Origin of the sequence: Paraburkholderia sediminicola (assembly GCF_902859805.1) — a bacterium.
GTDB lineage: Bacteria > Pseudomonadota > Gammaproteobacteria > Burkholderiales > Burkholderiaceae > Paraburkholderia > Paraburkholderia sediminicola.
This window is the reverse complement of record NZ_CADIKC010000001.1, coordinates 1,093,111-1,114,263: the sequence shown is the minus strand read 5'-3', so window position 1 is coordinate 1,114,263 and position 21,153 is coordinate 1,093,111. Positions and strand designations below refer to the sequence as shown.

Genomic DNA, 21,153 nt, shown 5'->3' with positions numbered 1-21,153 from the left:
CCACCATGGACAAGTTTGTGCGCGTGTCGCATGTCATTGCCGGTCACGACGTGACCATTGGCGAAGCGTTTTGGGCAAAGCGCTTCGATGAGCGATCGTTCGACGGGTTGATCGATCCCGTTGTCATGCTCGATCATTTTCATATGACTGGTCCGACCTTTGCCGCGCATCCGCATGCTGGAATTTCGGCGGTGACCTACGTGTTCGAGGACGCGATAGGGGCACATGTCAATTACGATTCGCTGGGCAATCATGGTCCGATCAATCCGGGCGCATTGCACTGGTTTGCCGCGGGGCGCGGAGCGGTGCATACCGAACAGCCGGAAGGCGAGGAACAACATGTTCACGCGCTGCAGATCTTCGTGAATCTGCCGGCCAGCAAGAAATTCAACGCGCCCTATGCCGTTCATGCGGAGCCGCGTGACATTCCGGAGTTCAAGGCTACCGGTGTTCGCGTGCGTGTGGTGTCGGGCAGCAGCAATGGCGTGAGCGCCGCTCACTCTGCACAACTACCCGAGCCATTCACGTTGCTGGATGCGTTCCTTTCACCTTCATCTGCATTCAACCATGAGCTGATGCGCGGGTGGAATGGATTGTTTTATGCGGTCTCAGGAACGTTGCGGATCGAGATTGGAGGCGAGGTGCGACATCTGCTGGCCGGAGAGGCAGTTGGTGTCGCTTTGGATGAGGACGCTACGGAGAGCGGCGTCGCGATTCGGCTTGTCTCTGACGAAGGCAGCCACTTCGTCATGCTTTCCGGTTCAGCCTTGAATGAACCGATTGCCAGGCACGGGCCGTTGGTCATGAACTCCAATGAACAACTCGAAGATCGCATCAGAGCTTTTCAGAACGGTGAATTTGGGCAACTCGTTACGTTGCCGTGAAATGATCTGGAGCGAGCGATCGCGATACGAACATCGATGTGGCTGACCGTAACCAAGACGCTCTGCTGACGAGCCGTCCGGCGAAAAGCGAACGCCGTGGCCCGTCAGCTTGCGGAGATTCTATTGGCGCGCAACCGGCGTGAACCCGTAACGTGTGAGTACGTCCTGTGCCTCAGGGCTCATCAGATACAAGGCGAGCCGGTAAGCGGCATTACGGGTGGCAGCGGTCTGCGGCAGTTCCAGAACCGTCATCCCATAGTCGGCGGAGATGCTGAGATTGGCCGGGAGCTCGACCTGCACAAGGTCCAAATCGGGCTTTGTTTCGTGAGAGCTGCAATAGCCAATGAAAACGTCGACACGCCGCGTCGCCATAAAGTATTTCACGGGATTCTGTCCCGCTGGAACCTGCGGCGCTGCTGGGCCACCAACTAGTTGCTGTGCTTTCGCTTCCAGAATCGGCTTCGCTCCGGGGTGCACTGAGTCAGCCTTCGCGAACAACTCCCATGCATAGTCACCGCCCGGGTCCGCCTTGGGTGTTGAAGTGCCGATCTTAACGTTCGGATCAAGCAGTTTGTCGAGCAGATTGTCCGTTGTGAGGCCGACGTCCGGGCGAGCCTGAACACAAACACGATTCCTCGCAAAAACGACAGTGGGCGCGGCCTTTCCTTCCGTCGTCAGGCGCTGTGGATGCGCCATATTGGCGGAAACGAAAACGTCTGCCCTGGCGGAATTCTCGATCCTGTTCAGTAGAAGACCTGCTGGACCTGTAACGAGATCGACTTTCTGGCCAGACTCCCTCGTGTATTGTTGCGTGATAGCGGCGAGTGCACCGCTCATGCTTCCCGCAGCATAGATGGTGACAACCGGTGTGGCGGGCGCCTGTTGCGCCCAGGCGATGCTCGTGGTGCTACTGAGAACGACGGCAAGGAAAGTGCGAAGTACCATATGTCGGTCCTTGTTCAGAGATTGATTTGTAGCGAAGCGCGGACGGTACGTGGGGCGCCAAGCGTACCTGTGCCGTTGTCGGAGCCGCTGTAGCCGTTCTGTCCACTTGGTGTGATGTTGGCCCAGTACTGGCGGTTGGTGATGTTGTCGATAGCAATGCGCAGCGTCACTGATTTGCCGGCAATTTTCGTTCTGTAGCGCGCGCCTAGATTGAAGACGGTATAGCCGTCGACATAGTCCGTGTTCGTATAGTTGCCTGGTCGACGACTTGCGTAGTTCATGTTGATGTTGAACCCGAGACCGGCAACGGCCGGCACGGAGTAGTCGAGTAGTGCATTGAACACGACGCGCGAAAGCCCGAGGATCTGTTTGTCACTGGTAGACGCCGAACCAGTGTCGAATAGACGGGGATCGAGAAGCGAGATCCCCGTGAAGATGTTGAGATCTCTTGTCACCGCGCCTGTCGCGGTGAGCTCAAGCCCGCGATTGACTTGTTGACCTTGCTCGGCGAACACGTTATTTGCGCCGACATACGCGTACGGTCGCTCGATGCGGTAAAGGGCCGCGCCGAGCGTAACTTGGCTCACATCGACTTTGTAGCCCAGTTCCCATTCCTTGCTTCGGTAGGGAGCGAGGCTCTCTCCCGCATTGGCTGATCCAGCCGGGGCATTGTCCCCCTGTTGAAGACTATCGGCGTACGTCAGATACGCCGTCATATTGTCTAGCGGCTTAAACATCAGACTGGCCGTCGGGCTGATGCCGTTCGCGTTGTACTTGCTGGTCGTCGCGCCCTGCTTGTTGTAGTTCTCAGTGTGTATCCAGCTCTGACTCGCGGCCAATAGCGTTGACCAGTGTTTGTCGAATCCGATTGTGTCTCCAACGCTAATCGACTGCTGGACCGTGTTGACGGACCGATATCGATTCGAGAAATCGGGCAGCGGAGGCTTTGCAAAAGAGAGTGGATCGTTGATGCTTGCGTTGCCGAGCGTAATCGCGCCTGTCTGAAATGGCGTGTATCGATTCCAGAAGAACCCGGTGTTCGACACGAAAACGTCGTGTGACAAGCCTGCAAGCTCCGTGTGGCCATTCAATGCGACCGTGTTGCTGACGATCGTATCCAGGCTGTACGTGGTTGTCGCGGTGGTCGTCGTATAGGCGCCTGTTTTGCTGGTGATGGTGTTGGTTGGCACTGTCGACGCACGGTCGTTCGTCTCTCTCAACACACCAGCGCTAAAGTGCCAGTCCTTGTTGAAGTCGTGCTTCAAGGTGGCGCTGAACATGTTGGTGACGTTGTCGTCACCAGCCCACGATTGGCCGTAGCCGGGACGTGTAGGGTCGGGCGCGCTGGGAAAGGGCACGTTGCGCGCTAAAGCAAACGTTCCTGGGAATCCGGTCGACAGATAGTGGTACGTGCTGAAATTGGTCTCGAGTCTCGTATCCGGGGAGAAACGAACGTCGAACGCGAGGCTTGCAAGTTGTCTGCGAAGGCGACTGCCCTCCACATATCCCTCACCATTCTGGTTGAGTAAATTCAACCGATACCCGAAGAGATCGTCGTTGCCGAAGTGTCCTCCGAGGTCCAGATGTTCAGTCAAGGACTGGCGTGAGGCGTAGCCGAACGTGAACTCGCGCAATGGCTCGGTGGTAGGCCGTTTGAGCACATAGTTGAATGTGCCCGCGGGACTGGCGGGGCCGTACAGCGCACCGGCCAGACCATTCAGAACCTCAATCTGCTCGAATTGCTCGATTGGATAGTCGGTTGTCGCCGCGATATTCAGGCCATCAACCCGCGTGTTCTGGACTACCCCGGCTTGCAGTCCTCGAGTCTGCGGACGGATATTTTCGCCCTGAACCGTCGGCATGAAGCGAAACGCTTCGCGCACGCTCTGCAGTTGCTGATTCTCCGCGAGCGATGAGGGAACGACGCTAATTGAGTACGGCGTATCGAGCAGCACTTTCTCGCCGAGCGGTCCAACTTTCGTTCGGTCGATCTGATATGACGGGTATGAGGAGGGTGATATTCCAGTTATGACGACAGGTGTGAGTTGAATTCCGTCGTCTTGAGCATGGGCTGAGAACGTCGCCCCCATCCCTGCGGATACGAGCGTGAGCGCCTGAAAGGCGTTGATTGAGCGAGTCATGGACCTTGAGGTATCTACTTTTGTGTCGTTGTATCCAACTATATATAGCGCGATACGTGTGCCCTCAACAAGTAGCGGCCGGTAATAGATGGAATCAGGCCAAAGCCGCGCGCCGGCAAATCAACATGCCTCGCCGATCTCAAACATCGAGAACCGCCGGGGAGGATTTCGAGGGGCAACAGGGGGCGATAGATAAACCCAAAAATCCAAACAATACAGTAACAAAAACTGGTTATGGCTAGATACGATAGCGGAAAAAGCTGCCTGTAGGCCGTAACGCCAGTCTTTACCAACGGGCATCCATTCCCTTTCCAAACTAGCCCTCAACGCCTCCTATGCCACGCCCGATCGTTGCTCAGATTCATCCGGCCGCAGTCAGCCACAACCTCTCCATCGTCAAGCAGCGGGCATCTCGATCGCGGGCTTGGGCCGTGGTCAAAGCCAACGCATACGGACACGGAATCGACCGCATTTTCCCGGCACTCGCGAATGCCGACGGTATCGCGCTGCTCGATCTCGACGAAGCAGTCCGTGTGCGTGAGTTGGGTTGGACCAAGCCGATCCTTCTTCTGGAGGGCGTGTTCAAGCCAGGCGATGTGCAAATCGCCCAGCAGTTCGATCTTTCCATGGCCGTGCATTGCCGTGAGCAACTCGATCTGTTGCGCCTGTCGCCGTCGCATGAGCGCGTCAAGGTGCATCTCAAGATGAACTCCGGGATGAACCGACTCGGATTCCGACCCGATGCGTACCGGGCCGCGTGGGAGGAGGCCAGGTCGATTGCGGCTATAGCGGACATCACGCTGATGAGCCATTTCGCGAATGCTGATGACGGCGACGTGGCATGGCAGATGGATCGTTTCGATGCGGTGACGCAAGACATACCGGGTCAACGGAGCCTGGCGAATTCAGCGGCCGTTTTGTGGCATCCCCAGGCGCATCGTGACTGGGTGCGGCCAGGTGTCGTGCTGTACGGCGGTTCGCCTACGGGCCAGTCGCGCCATATCGACGACGTGGGCTTGCGCGCCTCGATGACACTCAGGAGCGAAGTGATCGGTGTGCAGTCGTTGTTGGCGGAGGAAACGGTTGGGTACGGTCGCGCCTTCGCCGCGAACCGCGAGATGCGCATTGGTGTGGTCGCATGCGGTTATGCGGACGGATACCCTCGTCACGCGTCGACGGGTACACCGATCTCGATCGACGGCGTCATGACGCAGGTAGTGGGCCGTGTTTCGATGGATATGCTCACTGTCGATCTGACACCGTGCCCGCATGCGCAGATCGGTTCAAAGGTCGAACTGTGGGGCGAACAGGTCAAAATCGATGACGTCGCTCACGCTTCCGGGACGATCGGGTACGAGCTGATGTGCGCCTTGGCAAAACGGGTGCCTGTAGAAGTAGTCTGAACGACCGCATCTCTCGCCGGGGCGCGATGTAATTCGTAAGGGATACTCGCGTCTTCGGACGAGCAGTGGCGCCGCATTGCCTGTTGCATAGGCGTAGTGGTGTCCAATAAGGGTGCCCAATGAGGATGCCCAATGAGCGTGTCCAATAAGCCAACGCAATTGCGTTGTAACGGACATTGGGTGTTTACGTAATAATTGCGAGGCGTGTCCGATTCGACCCATTAACCATTAAAAATGCGCAGGTCATGGCTTTCAGCGAACCAAGGTCTCCATTTTTCAAGTGGGTAGTGTCCTCCGCTCAGAACCTGAGCGCCGACAATCGGCAAATATTGCTTGCCAATCTGTTCACTCGAACCGCGTCGATTGTCTTTGCGTCGATCTGCGAAATCAGTGTCTGCGCAACTGCGTACTACCTTTATCCAAGGGCCCTTTACGCGTGGTGGGGCGGCGCGGTGGTCGCGCTGCTGATAACGCGTCTCGCGTTGATCTGGTTGTGCTGCGAGCGCAGTGCCCGCAATCTGCCCACTCCTACTTCAGCTTTTCTGTTTGCCAGTCTTCTCTGGGCGGCCCTGTTCGGCTATGGCACTTTTTTGTGCAATATCAGCGGAAATCAGACACTTTTTCTGCTCGGCAACGTTTGCGCCGTGGGCGTGATCGGCGGATTAGCCGGGCGCAACGCAGGCACACCCCGGCTGGTGCTTCTCCAGATTTCATTCATTCTCGGGCTGTTGGGTTGCGGGGCGGCGCTTTCTCCCGGCTCCGGCAAGCTCGTGCTGCTGTTTCAGGCGCCGTTTTGCGCGGCGGGTTTCTTTACCGTGGCATTACGCAGCAATCGCGACACCGTTGCATTACTGCTGGCGCGCGAGAGCAGTCATCGGCTGGCTCACCAGGATAGTCTCACTGGCCTGCCTAACCGCGCTCGTATTACCGAGCTTCTGCTGGAACGCACGGCGGCAGGCTCGTTACGGCTGAATCATCGGTTCGCGGTTCTACTGATCGACCTCGACGGGTTCAAGGCGATCAATGACAGCCTGGGTCACGCCGCGGGCGATCAGATCCTTCAGGAAGCGGCGATTCGATTGCGTGAAGTACTGCCTGCCGGAGATCTGGTCGGACGCCTCGCCGGCGACGAGTTCGTCGCCATTACCGATGGCACGGCATTGACCCGCGATGTCCATTTGCTGGCAGACCGTATCGTCAAAACGCTCGCACGACCTTTCACACTCAGCGAAGCGTTGGTGCATATCGGTGCGAGCGTGGGCGTCTCGCTCTATCCGGAGCACGCAAAGACAGGACCGCAGTTGCTGATCTGCGCGGACCGCGCGTTGTATGCCGTCAAACGCAGCGGCAAAAGCGCCTTCTCTATCTTCGACGCCGTCAGGCACGCATCCGACGAAAGTTTGAGCCTCCTGCGAAGCGATCTGGAAGGCGCGATGCAGTCTTACAGCGATCTGCGCATGGAGTACCAGCCGATCGTCGATCTCGCCGACGATACGATTTCCGGCCGCGAAGCGCTGCTTCGCTGGACACACCCGACGCGCGGTGAACTCTCTCCTTCCGCATTTATTCCGACGGCCGAGCGTACGGGCCTCATCCTCGCACTCGGCGAATGGGCGCTGCTGCAATCGTGCACGGAAGCTGCCACGTGGCGCGATGCAGTGAGTGTCGCCGTGAATGTTTCGCCGGTGCAATTGCGGGAGGAATCGTTCGCGTCCACGGTCGCTGCGATCCTCGCGAAAACCGGATTGCCGCCCGCGCGCCTGAATATCGAAGTCACGGAGACGGTGTTGTTGAGCGACGATATCGTCACGCGGCACAACGTCGAGAAGCTTCGGGCATTGGGAATCGGTCTCGCACTCGACGATTTCGGCACCGGATTCTCAACCATGTCGACGCTCGTGCGCTTCTCATTCGACAAGCTCAAGATTGACAGTTCGTTCGTAAAAGAGTCCGTGCATCGACGCGAATCCGCGGCCGTGGTTCGCGGGATTGTGGCGTTAGCACGAGAGATCGGCATGCCCACCACGGCGGAAGGCATCGAGACGCAGGAGCAGTTGAATTTCGTGCGCGTCTGCGGATGCACGCACGCTCAGGGTTTTCTACTGGGCAAACCGGTCCGGAGTGAAGAAATTGCGCACCTCGAAAAAAGAATTGCTGCGCATTCCGCGGATAAGGAGTGAACGGTTTTTTTGACCGACATACGATCGAGTCGGTAATCAGTCACGTCTAATGCACCAAACTTGCACTCGCAAGGCTCGCAATCAAATCATCAGGTTCAACGTGTGACAGCTTGTTGTCGTCGCGTCAGACAGCTCATCAAATGTCCGACGAAAGGCCTGTCTGCACTCTCGGTTTCAAATGTCAAAACGTTTAGGACTCTGCAATGGTCAGTGCTCTTCAAACGAATTGACGATTTGAAAGACATGTATCTTTTTTGACCTGGTATGTTCACATTCTTCGAGATATTTTTCTTCAATCTCGGCAAGATTCCAGCTCAATTCCCCATCTCTGCCAACGTGTCGTGATCCGACTGTACGATGGCGTCTGAGCGCGCTATTGAAGTATTCGGCGTGCGCAAGGGGGTGCTACCCTCGTCTTGAAGTCACAGCGATGCGGGCGATGCTTATCGCAAGAGCCATCGCGTTCCATACCAATCGGATTTGAAATCGAAAGACGCCGCGTACGTGCTGCACGCTGGCATCGTGTCAAATGATGCCCGCATCTAAAGGAGTTTGCATGTCCGATTCCCAAGTTCGCACGGATCCGAAGTTAGGAGACTCGCGCATCGACGTATCCTCGCAGCAAGCCGCCTCCAATGACACCGTTCCGAAGAATGCAAACTCATTCTCTGGATGGTGGGGAGATTTCTTAAAGAGAACGGTCGATGTCTGCGGAGCTTCCACGCTGCTTGTCGTACTGTTTCCGATTCTGATTGTCATCGCGATCGCTGTCATGAGTGACCGGGGAAGCATCGTATTCGGGCATCCGAGAATCGGTCGGGGAGGGAGGACTTTCCTGTGTCTGAAATTCCGTTCGATGGTCAGGAACGCAGATCAGGTACTTGAAAAATTGCTGGCCACCGATCCACAGGCTCGTGAGGAATGGAACCGCGATTTCAAGCTTAAAAACGATATTCGCATCACACCGATAGGACGCATTCTGAGGCGAACAAGTCTTGATGAACTTCCCCAGCTCTGGAATGTGTTGCGCGGCGATATGAGCCTTGTGGGGCCGCGTCCGGTTGTCCGCCAGGAACTGGCACGGTACGGACCCGATGTGAGTTATTACCTGATGCTGAAGCCCGGAATCACAGGTCTGTGGCAGATCAGCGGTAGAAACAACGTAGATTACCCGACCCGTGTCTCACTGGATGTTTGCTATGCCATGAACCGCTCGTTGGCGCTCGACGTCACGATTCTCTTGAAGACCGTCAAAGTAGTGCTGGAAAAAGACGGGGCGTACTAAGCCGTCCGCATTCAATCCATGTCTTCGGTTGCAGATCTCCTCCATTGAATTTGACATGGTCGCCATGTAGCGCACTCCTTTTTCAGACAGAATAAATCATGAGAGTAGTCCACGTAATCGAATCGACTGCCACAGGAACGCTTGCGGTGGTATGCACGATCGCCAATCGTCTGGCTGCGGAAGGTCACGAAGTCCAGGTGATTTATTCCGCAAGAGATGAAACGCCACAGAACCTGCATGCCCTGTTTCACCCAGACGTCGTCTTACTGAATCTACAGATGAAAGGGCCTTCGTTGGCGAGCACACTGCTGGGCTTGCGCCGAAAGCTTATCGAGTTGCGGCCCGACATTGTTCATCTGCACTCGTCGTTCGCAGGATTTCTGGGCCGGCTATCTACGTTGTTCTGCCTGCCTTCAACTGCGTTTCTATATAGCCCTCATTGCATTTCCTTCATTCGACGGGACGTCGGCCGTATGAAACGATATTGCTTCGCTGCGCTGGAACTGTTGGCGTGCGTGAAGAGTTGCACCTATGTGGGTTGCTCGGAGAGCGAGTGCGCGGCAATCCAGCGCTACCTCGGACGGCCTGCGGTGCTAATCGAAAACGCGGTGGATCGAACTGTGACAGCGCGTCGCGATTGGAATTCGGACAGATCGCATTCGAAGACGATGCAACGAATTGTGACGGTAGGCGGCATTCGTGTGCAAAAAAATCCCCGGCTGTTTGCGGAGATTGCTAGCTCGTTTAACCAGGACGGCACTGAGTTCGTATGGATCGGCGACGGCGATCCCGATCTTAAAAGAATGCTGGAGGAAGCGGGTGTGCGAGTAACGGGATGGCTAGCGCGAACGGAAGTTATTGATGCTGTTGCACAGGCGGATATCTTTCTGTCGACGGCCTCCTGGGAGGGCATGCCGATTTCCGTCATCGAGGCCATGACGCTCGGCACACCGGTGGTGGCCTCCGACTGCCCTGGAAACATCGATACCGTTCGTCATGGTTCGACCGGCGCGATCTATCATTCCGCTCTGGAAGCCAGAATGCTCCTCAAAAGAATCATGGACGACGACGTCTTCCGAAACGCACTAACGCGCCAGGCTCGCGAGGAAGCGCGCGACCGGTTTAGCGAGGACCGCTTCTTCAACAATGTGGCGTTGCTCTATGCGGCGAAATTAAAAGGTATCCGTCAGCGGGTGCCGGCTTGAACGCAACGGAAATTCAGGGGACTGCTAAAACGGGCTCCTCTCCCTGCTCGCGAAGTGATTTCAGCCGGAGAACCAGATACATGATCATCGGCGACACCGGCGAAAGGTGTCTAAGAAACGATCCATAGTCAGGTTCAAAAATGGCTTGGGTCGAGATGAAACAGACAAGAAAGCAGAAGCATAGCTTCTCAAATCTACCTACAGGAAATAGGGTTGAGGCCACGCGGTATCGGAGCAGAAGGAGGGAAAAAGTAAAAAAAACGCCGATGCCGCCGATCGTCTGCATGAGCGCACCCGATAGAATCAACCGAAGCGGCAGAATAAAGGTTGCCAGCGTTATCGCAACGTTCGCAACGCCAACGAAGATGCCGTCACCGGGAATGAACTGGACAATGATCGAACCTACCTCGTTCGGATCTCTCCACTCATTGGCATTCAGCCTTGCAAAATCCAGCGACTCGCCGTAGACCTTTGCGAACAGAAAGGCCACGACGACAAATAAACTGAGTGCGAAAAAAACCAGAGACGCTGGTTTCCTCAAGCCATTGGGTCCGAGGTACAGGATTGTGGTTGCGACCAGCGTGATGCCCCAGTAAGACCTGAAGAAAATGGCGACCAGTACCGCAGAAAATATGAACGCAAGGATCACGGCTCGCGAAGTGCTGAAAATAAAGACAAACAACACCAGCAGCGAGATGATCAACTCTTTCGAAGGGACGCCGATGTAGACAGTCTGGTTGATGAGCCAGAAGACTACCAGGAAGAACTCAAGGGGCTTCAATGAACTCACGTTGGATCGCCAGATTGCAAAGAACAGACCCAATGTCGACGTGAGGAAACCGATCAGCGATATGGAAAAATTTCCAAGTCCAAAAAAATTGAATACCCACGCGAGATTGTCGAAAGAGTCTCCAAAGGCACGAAAACCAGCGACGGTTTTCATGCGGTCGAATATCACCACTTCGTCGAACAGGAAGCGCGCCGGCAGAGATGTCTCATGTGTCGCCGAGACTGCGTAGAGCGCGACAAACACGACGAACCAGACTGCGGCTGAAACGCCGGCGCTCGCATTGGTGCCGATCAGGCCAGGTATTTTCACAATGCGCATTTTTGCTCCTCGAACGGCTGTACCGCGCTCCTTCCGGTTGTGCGTCGGCTTGCGGAGGAATGCCGGTTGCCGGCCGGCAATGCTTCAGGCTCTGACATCGCTGGCTCCTTCATTCGGGCCGGCGGTCAGGATGCGTTTTTCTTCCGGTCCTTTTCCTATCCTGATCGCCTGATAGGTACCGATGCTGGCAACAATTGCTCCCGAGATGCTGAGAAGCGACACTGTCTCCATGAAACCGACCTTCAGAAAATGGGCGGTGGCGAACACCAGAAAGATCAGGGCCGCGTTCGTGGTTTGGATGATCAGGTCAATTTTCTGCTGATTCAGCACGATAAAGATCTGCGCCATGGAGCCGTAGATTGCCATTGCGAGGAAGTACGGAACCAGAATGAAGTACACGGACATCGAAGGTTTCCATTCGTCCCCCATCTTCAGCGTAATGATCAAACTCAACCCTGCATAGCACGCCGCAACAAGCGCGACGCTGATGAACGTCAGCGTGACAAAAAATGTCTTCGACGGATTCTGCTCCCCGCGCCTTCCTTTCCCGTCAAAAAAGTCAATCAGATCCCGGCGGAACACCGCTCCAAGGCTTTGCGATAACAGGGAGGCTGGGAAATAGCCCACGCGATAAGCCAAAGCAAAAATTCCGGCGTCACGGTGATCGAAGATGAGCGGCATGACGATCGCCGACGCATAGATCACGAACGAATTCAGGGTGGTCGTGGGCAAGCCAAATTTTGCGTACTGTATCTGGATCGCGGAAAGACTCAAGAACCTGGCCGGGATCAGCCCCCGTGCGCGGAAAATGTAGATGGCGGCGGGCACCAACGTCGAAGTCAGGAAGATCCAGCTGTAAATGTTAAATACGTTGGTGCCCGTACACTCCTTCTTTGAGAATGCCATCAGGCAGACAAAATAGACCGCAAAAGCCGCGTTTGGAAAGAATCGGATGGTTGCGATCTTTGTATACTTTCTTTCGCTGGTGAGCGCCGCGCACAAGGCTTGCTGCAGAAAGACGCCCAGCGCAAGTGCGATCGCCGGAGCGTATTCTTGCCGGCCGCCGAGGAGCGCGCCCACGACAAGCACGAGTCCGATTGCAAAAGCGATGACGCCGGAGCTGACCATCGCGCGGACGGCAAGCGCCTTCTCCGATGCCATGCATGCAACCTCCAGGCGCAAGCCGATCACCGATCCGATAAAGAGCCCGCTGGCAGTGAGCTGGCTGAAGTAGCCTAGATCCGTCGGACCGCAGTACTTCCCAATTAATAGTATTGAAACAAAATTCAGTGCCTGGCTTAGTACAACACCAACGACACTGACGAACGAGTGCTTGATATTCACAATTGTCTTTGCGCCGGAGGCCGGTTGGAATGTTCAGCGATTTTTACGGTGACGGTGCCTCGTTTCGGTTTCACGTCAGGTCTTATGGGACTCGTCACCCGCGGGCAACGCATAGAGATAGGAGGCGTTCCGATTCAGACCCGCACGCGAGCCCAGGCTGTAGCGATACGTGCTCGCGTTGAACCCGTTGAAAATGACGCCTTTTACCTGGGCGTTCGCCTGCTTCAGTTGCTTGGTGGCCTCCATCACTTCGTCAATGGAGGTCGCTTCGAAGCGAGTGACCAGAAGCACGGTGCCGCAGCAATGGGCCAGTGCGGTCGCGTCGGAAACGGCAAGCACGGGTGGCGTATCGATCAGCACGATGTCGTACTCGTGACCTATCGAGAGGAAATGCTCCATGCGTTCGCCGAGTAAAAGTTCGGCCGGGTTGGATGGAGTCGTTCCGCGCGGAACGAAGTCGAGGCCCGGCACCACGTCGTGTCTAACGATATCGTCAAGCGTCGCATCGGACGCAAGATAGTCGGCCAGACCGGGTTGCGAGCTCACGCCGAAATACTGATCGAGATGACCCTTGCGAAAATCGGCGTCGATCAGGAGCACGCGCTTTCCGGCTGTCGACATGACGGCCGCAAGATTGGCCGAAAGAAAGGACTTGCCGACCTGGTCTGTGGGTCCGGTCAACAATACGCGATTGTCGCCGGCTTCCAGCATCGCGAAGTGCAGCGCTGTTCTGAGTCCGCGGAGGCTCTCAATGGAGGGATCGCGAGGGAACTGGCTTGCCAATAGAAACGGGTCTTGCGAGAGTCGACTCGCTCCCTTTCCTATCCGCGTCACTTTTGCGAGTGACAGTGGCACCGTCGCGTAGACGTTGAGTCCCGTTTGTTCCTCGATTTCGTGCGGATCGGTCACGCCTCTGTAGAGCGCTGTGCGAGCGAATGCTGCCCCGGCGCCCAGAATCAACCCAGCCGCCGCGGCATAGATCAGCACCAGCAGCTTGTTCGGCTTGACGGGATCCTTCGGCACAAGCGCGCTATCGATCAGCCGCACCGTTCCTACTTTGCCGGCCCGCACCAGCTTAAGTTGCTGCATGTTATTGAGCATGCCGACATACAGATCGTTGTCGACATTCACGTCACGGGTCAGGCGTAGAGCAGTTTGCTCCAGATCCGGAAGTGCCTTCACTTGCTGGGAGAGGCTGTCGATCTTGCTTGTCATCAAGGCAATTTGCCCGTCGACCGCCTCGACATTCGGATGCTCCGGGGTATAGAGCTGAACCAGCTCCGCCCGCTTCTGCTTCAGTTCGAGCAAGCTACGTTGCAGCGCGACGCTTTCGTCGAGGTAGGCCTTGCCCTGTTCGCTGAGATTGAACATGCCGCGCTTGTTTCGCATCGCGTTGTAGCGCTGTTCCGCGCGCTCGAGATCGCCTTTGAGTTGCGGCAGCAAGTCGCTCAGAAATGCGAGAGACTTTTCGGCCTCAGCGGCTTTGCGTTTGAGGTTCTGGTCGACATACTCGGCGCCGATCTGATTCAGTATGGCGGCGGTCAACAGCCGATCTGTACCCGTTAGCGAGGCGCCGATTACGCCGCTATCTTTCCCCTTTTGGGCAATGCTGAGTTTGTTTTGCAAGTTCTCCAGCGTCTTCTGCCGCGATTCCTTTACGAGCACGAACTCGGTGCCTGGTTTTGCCTCCACGGCATCGACTCGCAGCGTGATCGTGCCGTCGGCCTGCTTTGAAGTTAGCGTGTCGCCAACGTGACCTTCGATCGGGCTGGCAAGGTCAGACTGTTCGAGCTGATAGCGGCCCTCGCCCAACAGGGTCAGCGTAAACTTTTCACCTTCCAGTTCCTCAGGGACGCTGAAGCTCGAAACCTTGATCTGCTCATTACCCCACGCGTAGCCACCCAACCCAAATAGTCCAGGATCGGAAAGGCTTTTGGCCTGTCTGCCCAACCATTCTCCGATCAGGGGAAAGCGCTTTGGATTGGCGCTCAAGTCCAGTCCGAGGTTGTCGACGGCTTTTCCGACCACCATGCGTGACTGGAGGATTTCCATTTCCGCCGTGGGTTCCGTCTTCACGTCGAACATGCTGGAGACGTCGCCTAGCGGGCTCTTCGGATTCGAGGTTGGAACAGCGTCTTCAACCTGTACGAGGATGTCGGCCTGGTACACAGGGGGCGCGATAAACGCGTAGGCTGCGCCGAGTGCGAGCACGCTTGCGGCGATGGCCCCCACCAGCCAACGGTTCGCTATCAATACGTCGATATAGCGGGAAAGGCTGACATCGTCATTTCGCTGCACAGCAACTTTCGCGAGAGGAGCGCTCTGATTCATCGAAACTCCATGATTCGGTATACGAAATATTGGGACGCGGCGCGCAGATTGTGTCGAACGTGTGTCTTCTGAAGAGAGGGGAAGGCGTTCAGTCTTGATGAACACCGTCTGTCCAAATCGGCGCGTCGAAACACGCTGAATTCCGGATTGCAGAACTTTGGCCGGGTTTGGCGGATACTCAATGCAAAAAATGGCGTACCAGAACTAAAGGGAAGCGTATATCGGACAAGCTCTCTTTCTATTTCCGCCTATGCAGAAAACTGAAATAAGAGTGTGTCCGCAACTACTTACGCAGGAACTTCCCATTCAGATTCATCAGTCAAGAAACTATTGCAAGTTACTTAGGATGATTGCGCGATTCGCTTTGCAGAGTGTTTGCGAGAACACCACTGGAACCCTGATTACCGTAGCATAGATTTATCGTCGAGCAAAAAATTAAATTAGGTATCCAACAGATAGTGTGGTCTAAATAGAGCCTGGTCCCGTCTCTGTTCGCTAACGCACATTCGCGTCTTTTCCGACAACGGCACAATCGAATGAGACGCTTGGAAAAGAGGCATACACATGAAATCTCTGATGCGTGAACTACTCACGCGTGTTTTGCTCTTCACCGGTGTGGCGATGGCAATTCGGGCGATGTTTTGGCGTGATCGAGCCGCGATATTGCTGTATCACGATCCTACGCCCGCTACGCTCGACGCTCATCTTCAATACCTTAAAGACAAAGTCGATTTCATTCCCTTGTCACAGATTAGTGCGCCTGGAAATGGTCGCCCACGTGCTGCGATTACATTCGATGATGGACATGCAGGCAATGCAGAGTTGCTTCCGGTATTCATCAAACATGGCGTGCATCCAACTATCTATATTTGCAGCAGCATCGTGGCGCACGAACGTACGCACTGGTGGCTACATCCGATTGCCAAGGACGCGGGCGTGAAGCGGCTTATCCGTATGAGAAATGGTGAGCGCCTGGCTGAATTGAACGCGAAAGGTTTTTATCAGGATCAATTGAACGGCGAAGCGAAAGTGAGCGGGCTTAGCAGCGAACAGATTCAGGCGATGCGCCCCTTTGTCGACTTCCAGTCTCACACGCGCTTTCATCCGACGCTGACGTGTTGTGAGGACGAAGAGTGCGCCGAAGAATTGATCGGATCCAAGGCGGAGGTTGAGCGGCTGATCGGCAGGCCGTGTGAGCATTTCGCCTACCCGTACGGAATTTACGGTTCGCGCGAAGTCGCCATTCTGAAAGCCGCAGGATACAAAACAGGACGCACGACGGATGTCGGCTGGAACGACGAACGAAGCGACCCGTTTCGGCTTAAGGCATTCGACATTGAGGACGATTCCTCCGTGCCATGGTTTGCCGTGCAGCTAACGGGCCTGACACTCATGCCGCGCTATTTGCGGTTGGGACGCGTCCGGCGTCTTGGGGCGCGTCTCTTCAACAAACCCGGGTCATTGAAGCAGGCGCAATGATCGCAGCACCAGTCCATGTGGGGTGCTTCTGATTGCGGCCCACTGATGGAAAGTCGCTCGGACCGGTTCGCCACTCTGCCGCATCGATAACGCTGGTTTCCCGCGAAGGTGGGCGTGGCCAACGGAGTAAAGGAGTACCCGGATAACGGTCTCATTGCCCAGCATCTCTTTAGATCGAAAGAGGCGACATGCATAAAATCTTCATCATGTATCCCGGTAACGCCAACTATCCGGAAGTCACTGCGTATAAGAACTACTTTCAGGCCCGCGGTGTGGATGTGATCGCGGGAACGATGAGCGAATATCGGTTGCTGGACAACAAGGGCGATTTCCTGCTCTGGGCAATTATGGGGTTTTACCCCAACCGTTTCGCATCAAATTTCGTGATTCATGATTACAGGTCACTCTCCGTTGGCGGATGGCCGGCCATGAAGGACTTCGCAAAAAGGTACTTTAACTATCGGCCGGATCTGCGGATATTTCAGAACCGGCGGCAGCAGGAAATCATGGGGTTCGCCACCGATGTGCCGCATGTCATCCTGCCAATGGGTGTTCCGAACTGGATATTCGACGTCCACGGGGAAGGCGGGCGGGCGGGGAAAAAGGCCGATTTTTGCTATATCGGAGAAATGAGCTTCGAGCGAGGATTCGATCACGTGCTGGACGCCTTCCTCCGGAAATTCGCCGACCGTGACGTCTCGCTTCTTCTGGTCGGAAAGCCAGACGCACGCATTTATGAAAAGTATTCAAACCGGAAGGGCTTGGTCTTTACCGGCCCGTTGCCTCAGATCGAAGCACTGAAGCTGGTGGCCGAGTCCGACGTTGCCGTATGTTATTTCCCCTATCACCGCCCGCACTGCTATCAGACGCCAACCAAGCTCCTCGAGTACGCCGCATTGGGCAAGAAAATCCTGTGCAACGATTCCCCTTCGAATATTCAATGTTGCGAGGAGATGGGCATCAACAGCGTTATCACCAAGGCCAGTATTTTCGATGAGATCGACGACGACGCCATGCGCGGTGCAAAGTCGAATCGTGGCTCGGATTTCAGAAATCTGATGTGGGACAAAGTGATCGAGCAATCGAACGTAGCGTCTTTTTTACCGAGAGGACTCAATTTGGGCGCTTCCTGAAGGATGAATTGTCATGCGATGTCGAGACAAGTCGTATCAGCGCTGCCCGTCGGAGAGACGGGACATAGGTGCAGGCCTAACAGAAAGGCGGCAATGAAATGAAAATATTCATTCTTCACCCCGGGAAGGCGAACTACCCAGAAATAGACGCCTACACCGAATATTTCCGGGAGAGTCGATGCGAAGTGTTATCCGGAACGCTGGACGAGTACCGGGACATCAAGCACCCTGAAGCTTATGTGCTGTGGTGCATTATGGGTTTCTATCCGAGAAAGCTGACAGCCCGGTATGTGATTCATGACTACCGTTCGCTTTCGATTGGAAGTAACAGTGTCCTGAAGGATCGAATCAAGAAGGCATTCCACCCGCGGCCGGATCTGAGGATTTTTCAGAACGAACCCATGTGCGACCTGATGGGCTTTCAGGACGATGTCGATACCATTTTCCTGCCGATGGGCGTGCCTGACTGGATCTTCGCGACTGACACGGCTCAGAACGAGGCGCTACCGTCGGGCACCTATTGCTACCTCGGCGAAATAACGCGTGAACGCGGCTTTGTTGGATTTCTCTCGGACTTCTTGCTGGCGAGGCGCGGCTCGGATTCTCTCGTTCTGATTGGACCGGTCGAGAAGGAGATTGCTGACGCCTATCGCCAGTCGCCAGGTGTCCTGTTCACAGGGCGGTTGTCCCAACGCGACGCGCTCGCGGTTGTGCGCAACTGCGAATTCGCTGTCTCAACCATACCTTATACGCGCCCGTACAACGTGCAGACACCAACCAAGCTGCTGGAGTATGCCGCGCTCGGTAAAAGGATCATCTGCAATGACTCACCCTCCAATCTGAATGCCGCCGCGGCGTTCGGTATTCAATGCAAAGTGACGGGTCCTGACGTATTTTCCAGCATTTGCGATTTCCAGGGCGATATGGTGCCCTTGAACGATCCATCAACACTGGTGCACTTACGCTGGAAGAATGTCATCGCTGCGTCTGGCGTTGACCGTTATCTGGGGCGTGTTGGTTAGGTCAGAAAGCATGGTCGACGAGCATGATCGACGTCTGGAACTCGCGCTGTTCGGAGGTCGTGAAAGCGGCGAGCTTAGCTAGCTTAACTATCGTCTCTTGGTGTCCTTGACCGCGCAACGCATAGTGCGCATACGAACACGCCGATCGCCACGCCGATCAATAAACATGCGGCATGCGTTAAGAAACTGACCATCTTCTACTCCCTTGGGGACAAAACGATTTTTTCCGAAATATATAACTACAAGATGTCGCTCGGATCACGGCTCATTTCACGAGCGTACACCGAAGTGCGCGCAACCCATCCCGGCTGACAATTCGTTTCACTTTGGCAGGCCGATAACGTCTGACAAAACCGGTTGGAACTCAGAGCCCGGGCTGTCAGCCGCACACAGTCAGGCTTTCGTCGGGATCGAGGGTTCGTGCGTGCGCGGCTGCCGGGTTTCGTTGGGCAGGCTGCACGGCACGAAAGCGCCAATATACAGAGGAATTATTTTTTGCGGTACTTTGACTGCGGCGTTGGCCGGCCAGTCAAAGGGCAGGGTGGCGTGATCCTCTGCGCGTGCCGCTCGTGGCGGATTTTCCACGCCCAAGATAGGCGTCGCGCAAGGTATCCAGTTCCAGCAGCGTCTCTGCGTTCCCATGCGCCACCACGCGGCCGCCTTCGAGCACGTATCCAGACTGCGCAGAATGCAGCGCGATCGCTGCATTCTGCTCCGCCAGCAGGAAGCTGACGCCGTCGTCGCGATTGAGTGTCGCCACTGTCTCGAAGATCTCTTCGACAACTTGCGGGGCGAGCCCCATCGACGGTTCGTCAAGCAACACCAGGGACGGCCGCGCCATCAACGCGCGGCCGATCGCAACCATCTGCTGTTCACCGCCGGACGTATAGCCTGCAAACGCCTTACGACGCTCCTTTAGCCGGGGGAAGATGCCGTAGATACGTTCGAGATCCGCCTCGAGATCAGCGCGGGCAGGCCGCCGCACAAACGCGCCGAGCCGGAGATTCTCCTCGACAGAAAGATGCGCGAAGCAGCGCCGTCCCTCCAGCACCTGGACGAGGCCGCGTTCCGCGAGCGTCCACGGGTCCACGTCGGTAATCGCGTCGCCACGATACGCGATGCGGCCCGACGTAAGCTCGCCCCGTTCCGCGCGAATCAGGCTCGAGATGGCCTTCAGCGTGGTCGTTTTGCCCGCGCCATTGCCGCCCAGCAGAGCGACTATGGCGCCGGACGGCACCGTCAGCGAAACGCCGCGCAATGCCGGAATGAGCTGGCTATATGTCACGGCGATGTCATCGACCTGCAGGATCGGGGCGGCGCTCATGCTCAGAGGTCCTTGCTGCAATCGCGCGGCGTAATGCCCTTTTCTTTGGCATATGCGTTCGCCGACTTCTCGATGATCGGGCGCAACAGTGCACGATCGGCCTGAACCCAGCCGCTAATCACCTTCCATTGCTGACCGTCCCATTGCTGGAAGCGGACGGCGCCGCCGCCTTCATGATCGGAGCACGAGAGTTTCAGCGGTTGAACCAGACCGTACGCGCCCAATTGCTTAAGACGCGCGTCGTCGAGATTCAGATGCTCGAAACCCCAGCGCACCTGTTCGCCCGTAAGCGGTTTGTCGCCGAACCTGGCCTGAGCCACGCGCAACGCTTCGACGTTGAGAATGCCGTTGACGACGCCCAGGTTGTAATACACCGTACCGAAGCGCGCCGGGTCCTTCAGGTTGCCGTTGCCGGGCTTGATCACATATTGATTGATTGCCTGAAGTACCGGAAAGTCGGTTCCCGACGGATGCGTGGTAATCGAAATGAATCCCTTCGCCGCGTCGCCTGCCGGGCGCGCATCCTCTTCCGAATTACTCCAGATGTTCCCAATGATGTGATTCGCCGGAAAGCCAACCTTCTGCGCCGACTTCAACGCGACCGGATTCATCACGCCCCAGCCGCGCAGAATCACCCAGTCCGGATTGATCCGGTGGATGGTGAGCCACTGTGAGCCCTGCTCGTTGCCCGGGTGCGGGACTTCGATCTGCGTGAGTTCAAAGCCGTATTTTTTGGCGAGCGCATCGAGCACGGGAATCGTCTCGCGGCCGTAAGGAGAACCATGGTAGAGCACCACGATCTTCTTGCCCTTCAGCTGATTCAGCCCGCCTGACTGCTGGCCGATGTAATTGACGATCGCCGAGACTTCGCTATACGGGTTGAGTTGAAGCGGAAACACGTACGGAAATACTGCGCCGTCCGTGGAGTCCGTGCGGCCGTGATTGATCGTAACCAGCGGAATCTTGTCGGCGGTCGAGCGATCGAGCGTCGCATAGGCGATCCCGACCGAGAGCGGATTGGTCGCTGCAGCCGGCGCGCCGTTCAGGCCGCTCTTGAGCCGTTCGTAGCATTCCACCCCTTTTTCCACGACGTATTCGGTTTCGCATTCGCTCCACGTCAGCTTGACCCCATTGACGCCGCCATCGCGCTTGTTGATGAGGTTCATATAGTCGATAAAGCCCCCGAAGAAGCCACTGCCGCCCGCCGCATACGGTCCGACGCGGTAGCTTTGCAGCGGGAAGTATTCCTCGCCCGCGGCTTGCGCGGTGGGTGCAAATGCGGCGGTAAGGGCAAGCATCAGGCTCGCGGCAGCGGCGACGCGCGAGACTGTCCCGCGCCTTTTGAAGGAGTCGATGAAATTCATGCTGG

General features: G+C 56.2%; 14 protein-coding genes and 1 pseudogene. 8 read left to right on the top strand and 7 right to left on the bottom strand.

Annotated features, from left to right (window positions below):
* The first annotated feature begins 5 nt into the window (after positions 1-5).
* A complete protein-coding gene (locus R8871_RS04935; RefSeq protein ID WP_175049311.1) occupies positions 6-884 on the top strand; it encodes a pirin family protein in 879 nt (292 codons plus the stop codon).
* Between the two features lie 120 nt (positions 885-1,004).
* Here the strand turns inward: R8871_RS04935 and modA are convergent, their stop codons facing one another.
* Complete coding sequence (modA, locus tag R8871_RS04930; protein WP_175049310.1) at positions 1,005-1,829, bottom strand: molybdate ABC transporter substrate-binding protein; 825 nt, start codon at positions 1,827-1,829, stop codon at positions 1,005-1,007.
* Between the two features lie 14 nt (positions 1,830-1,843).
* Positions 1,844-3,970 (bottom strand): TonB-dependent receptor, encoded by a 2,127-nt coding sequence (locus tag R8871_RS04925; protein ID WP_217468880.1) that lies wholly within the window; start codon positions 3,968-3,970, stop codon positions 1,844-1,846.
* A gap of 335 nt (positions 3,971-4,305) precedes the next feature.
* On the opposite strand from R8871_RS04925, the gene alr reads away from it, so the two are divergent.
* From alr to R8871_RS04905, 4 genes and pseudogenes are all read left to right on the top strand, one after another.
* Positions 4,306-5,373, top strand: coding sequence for an alanine racemase (gene alr, locus R8871_RS04920; protein WP_175049309.1), 1,068 nt, complete (start codon positions 4,306-4,308; stop codon positions 5,371-5,373).
* A gap of 245 nt (positions 5,374-5,618) precedes the next feature.
* Positions 5,619-7,553, top strand: a complete 1,935-nt coding sequence (locus tag R8871_RS04915) for a putative bifunctional diguanylate cyclase/phosphodiesterase (RefSeq protein WP_175049308.1) — start codon at positions 5,619-5,621, stop codon at positions 7,551-7,553.
* A 688-nt stretch (positions 7,554-8,241) separates the two neighbouring features.
* Positions 8,242-8,838: pseudogene (locus tag R8871_RS04910) on the top strand (sugar transferase); the annotation flags it as partial.
* 98 nt (positions 8,839-8,936) lie between these two features.
* Positions 8,937-10,043, top strand: a complete 1,107-nt coding sequence (locus R8871_RS04905; protein WP_175049306.1) for a glycosyltransferase — start codon at positions 8,937-8,939, stop codon at positions 10,041-10,043.
* Positions 10,044-10,056: 13 nt separating this feature from the next.
* Here the strand turns inward: R8871_RS04905 and R8871_RS04900 are convergent, their stop codons facing one another.
* The 3 genes from R8871_RS04900 to R8871_RS04890 form a co-directional block, all read right to left on the bottom strand.
* Positions 10,057-11,151, bottom strand: coding sequence for an LTA synthase family protein (locus R8871_RS04900; protein ID WP_175049305.1), 1,095 nt, complete (start codon positions 11,149-11,151; stop codon positions 10,057-10,059).
* 84 nt (positions 11,152-11,235) lie between these two features.
* On the bottom strand, positions 11,236-12,495 hold the full coding sequence (locus R8871_RS04895; protein WP_175049304.1) for a lipopolysaccharide biosynthesis protein: 1,260 nt from the start codon (positions 12,493-12,495) through the stop codon (positions 11,236-11,238).
* A gap of 75 nt (positions 12,496-12,570) precedes the next feature.
* Entirely contained in the window at positions 12,571-14,826 is a 2,256-nt protein-coding gene (locus R8871_RS04890; protein WP_175049987.1) for a polysaccharide biosynthesis tyrosine autokinase, read from the bottom strand.
* Positions 14,827-15,390: 564 nt separating this feature from the next.
* Between R8871_RS04890 and R8871_RS04885 the strand changes: the two genes are divergently transcribed.
* The 3 genes from R8871_RS04885 to R8871_RS04875 all read left to right on the top strand — a co-directional run bounded on the left by R8871_RS04885 (position 15,391) and on the right by R8871_RS04875 (position 18,460).
* Positions 15,391-16,305, top strand: a complete 915-nt coding sequence (locus R8871_RS04885) for a polysaccharide deacetylase family protein (RefSeq protein WP_175049303.1) — start codon at positions 15,391-15,393, stop codon at positions 16,303-16,305.
* 188 nt (positions 16,306-16,493) lie between these two features.
* Positions 16,494-17,438: a glycosyltransferase gene (locus tag R8871_RS04880; protein WP_175049302.1), complete on the top strand. Its 945-nt coding sequence runs from the start codon at positions 16,494-16,496 to the stop codon at positions 17,436-17,438.
* 98 nt (positions 17,439-17,536) lie between these two features.
* Positions 17,537-18,460: a glycosyltransferase family protein gene (locus R8871_RS04875; protein ID WP_175049301.1), complete on the top strand. Its 924-nt coding sequence runs from the start codon at positions 17,537-17,539 to the stop codon at positions 18,458-18,460.
* A 529-nt stretch (positions 18,461-18,989) separates the two neighbouring features.
* Here R8871_RS04875 and R8871_RS04870 read toward each other — a convergent pair.
* The gene (locus R8871_RS04870; RefSeq protein ID WP_175049300.1) at positions 18,990-19,784 is read right to left on the bottom strand and encodes an ABC transporter ATP-binding protein; all 795 of its coding nucleotides are present in this window, start codon (positions 19,782-19,784) and stop codon (positions 18,990-18,992) included.
* A 2-nt stretch (positions 19,785-19,786) separates the two neighbouring features.
* Entirely contained in the window at positions 19,787-21,082 is a 1,296-nt protein-coding gene (locus R8871_RS04865; RefSeq protein ID WP_246287386.1) for an ABC transporter substrate-binding protein, read from the bottom strand.
* Positions 21,083-21,153: the final 71 nt, after the last annotated feature.

What these genes read in the sequence shown, in the direction of transcription:
- R8871_RS04935 (WP_175049311.1), top strand. Translation starts at nt 6, where the DNA reads ATGGACAAGTTTGTGCGCGTGTCGCATGTCATTGCCGGTCACGACGTG.
- modA (WP_175049310.1), bottom strand. Translation starts at nt 1,829, where the DNA reads ATGGTACTTCGCACTTTCCTTGCCGTCGTTCTCAGTAGCACCACGAGC.
- R8871_RS04925 (WP_217468880.1), bottom strand. Translation starts at nt 3,970, where the DNA reads ATGACTCGCTCAATCAACGCCTTTCAGGCGCTCACGCTCGTATCCGCA.
- alr (WP_175049309.1), top strand. Translation starts at nt 4,306, where the DNA reads ATGCCACGCCCGATCGTTGCTCAGATTCATCCGGCCGCAGTCAGCCAC.
- R8871_RS04915 (WP_175049308.1), top strand. Translation starts at nt 5,619, where the DNA reads ATGGCTTTCAGCGAACCAAGGTCTCCATTTTTCAAGTGGGTAGTGTCC.
- R8871_RS04905 (WP_175049306.1), top strand. Translation starts at nt 8,937, where the DNA reads ATGAGAGTAGTCCACGTAATCGAATCGACTGCCACAGGAACGCTTGCG.
- R8871_RS04900 (WP_175049305.1), bottom strand. Translation starts at nt 11,151, where the DNA reads ATGCGCATTGTGAAAATACCTGGCCTGATCGGCACCAATGCGAGCGCC.
- R8871_RS04890 (WP_175049987.1), bottom strand. Translation starts at nt 14,826, where the DNA reads ATGAATCAGAGCGCTCCTCTCGCGAAAGTTGCTGTGCAGCGAAATGAC.
- R8871_RS04885 (WP_175049303.1), top strand. Translation starts at nt 15,391, where the DNA reads ATGAAATCTCTGATGCGTGAACTACTCACGCGTGTTTTGCTCTTCACC.
- R8871_RS04880 (WP_175049302.1), top strand. Translation starts at nt 16,494, where the DNA reads ATGCATAAAATCTTCATCATGTATCCCGGTAACGCCAACTATCCGGAA.
- R8871_RS04875 (WP_175049301.1), top strand. Translation starts at nt 17,537, where the DNA reads ATGAAAATATTCATTCTTCACCCCGGGAAGGCGAACTACCCAGAAATA.
- R8871_RS04870 (WP_175049300.1), bottom strand. Translation starts at nt 19,784, where the DNA reads ATGAGCGCCGCCCCGATCCTGCAGGTCGATGACATCGCCGTGACATAT.
- R8871_RS04865 (WP_246287386.1), bottom strand. Translation starts at nt 21,082, where the DNA reads ATGCTTGCCCTTACCGCCGCATTTGCACCCACCGCGCAAGCCGCGGGC.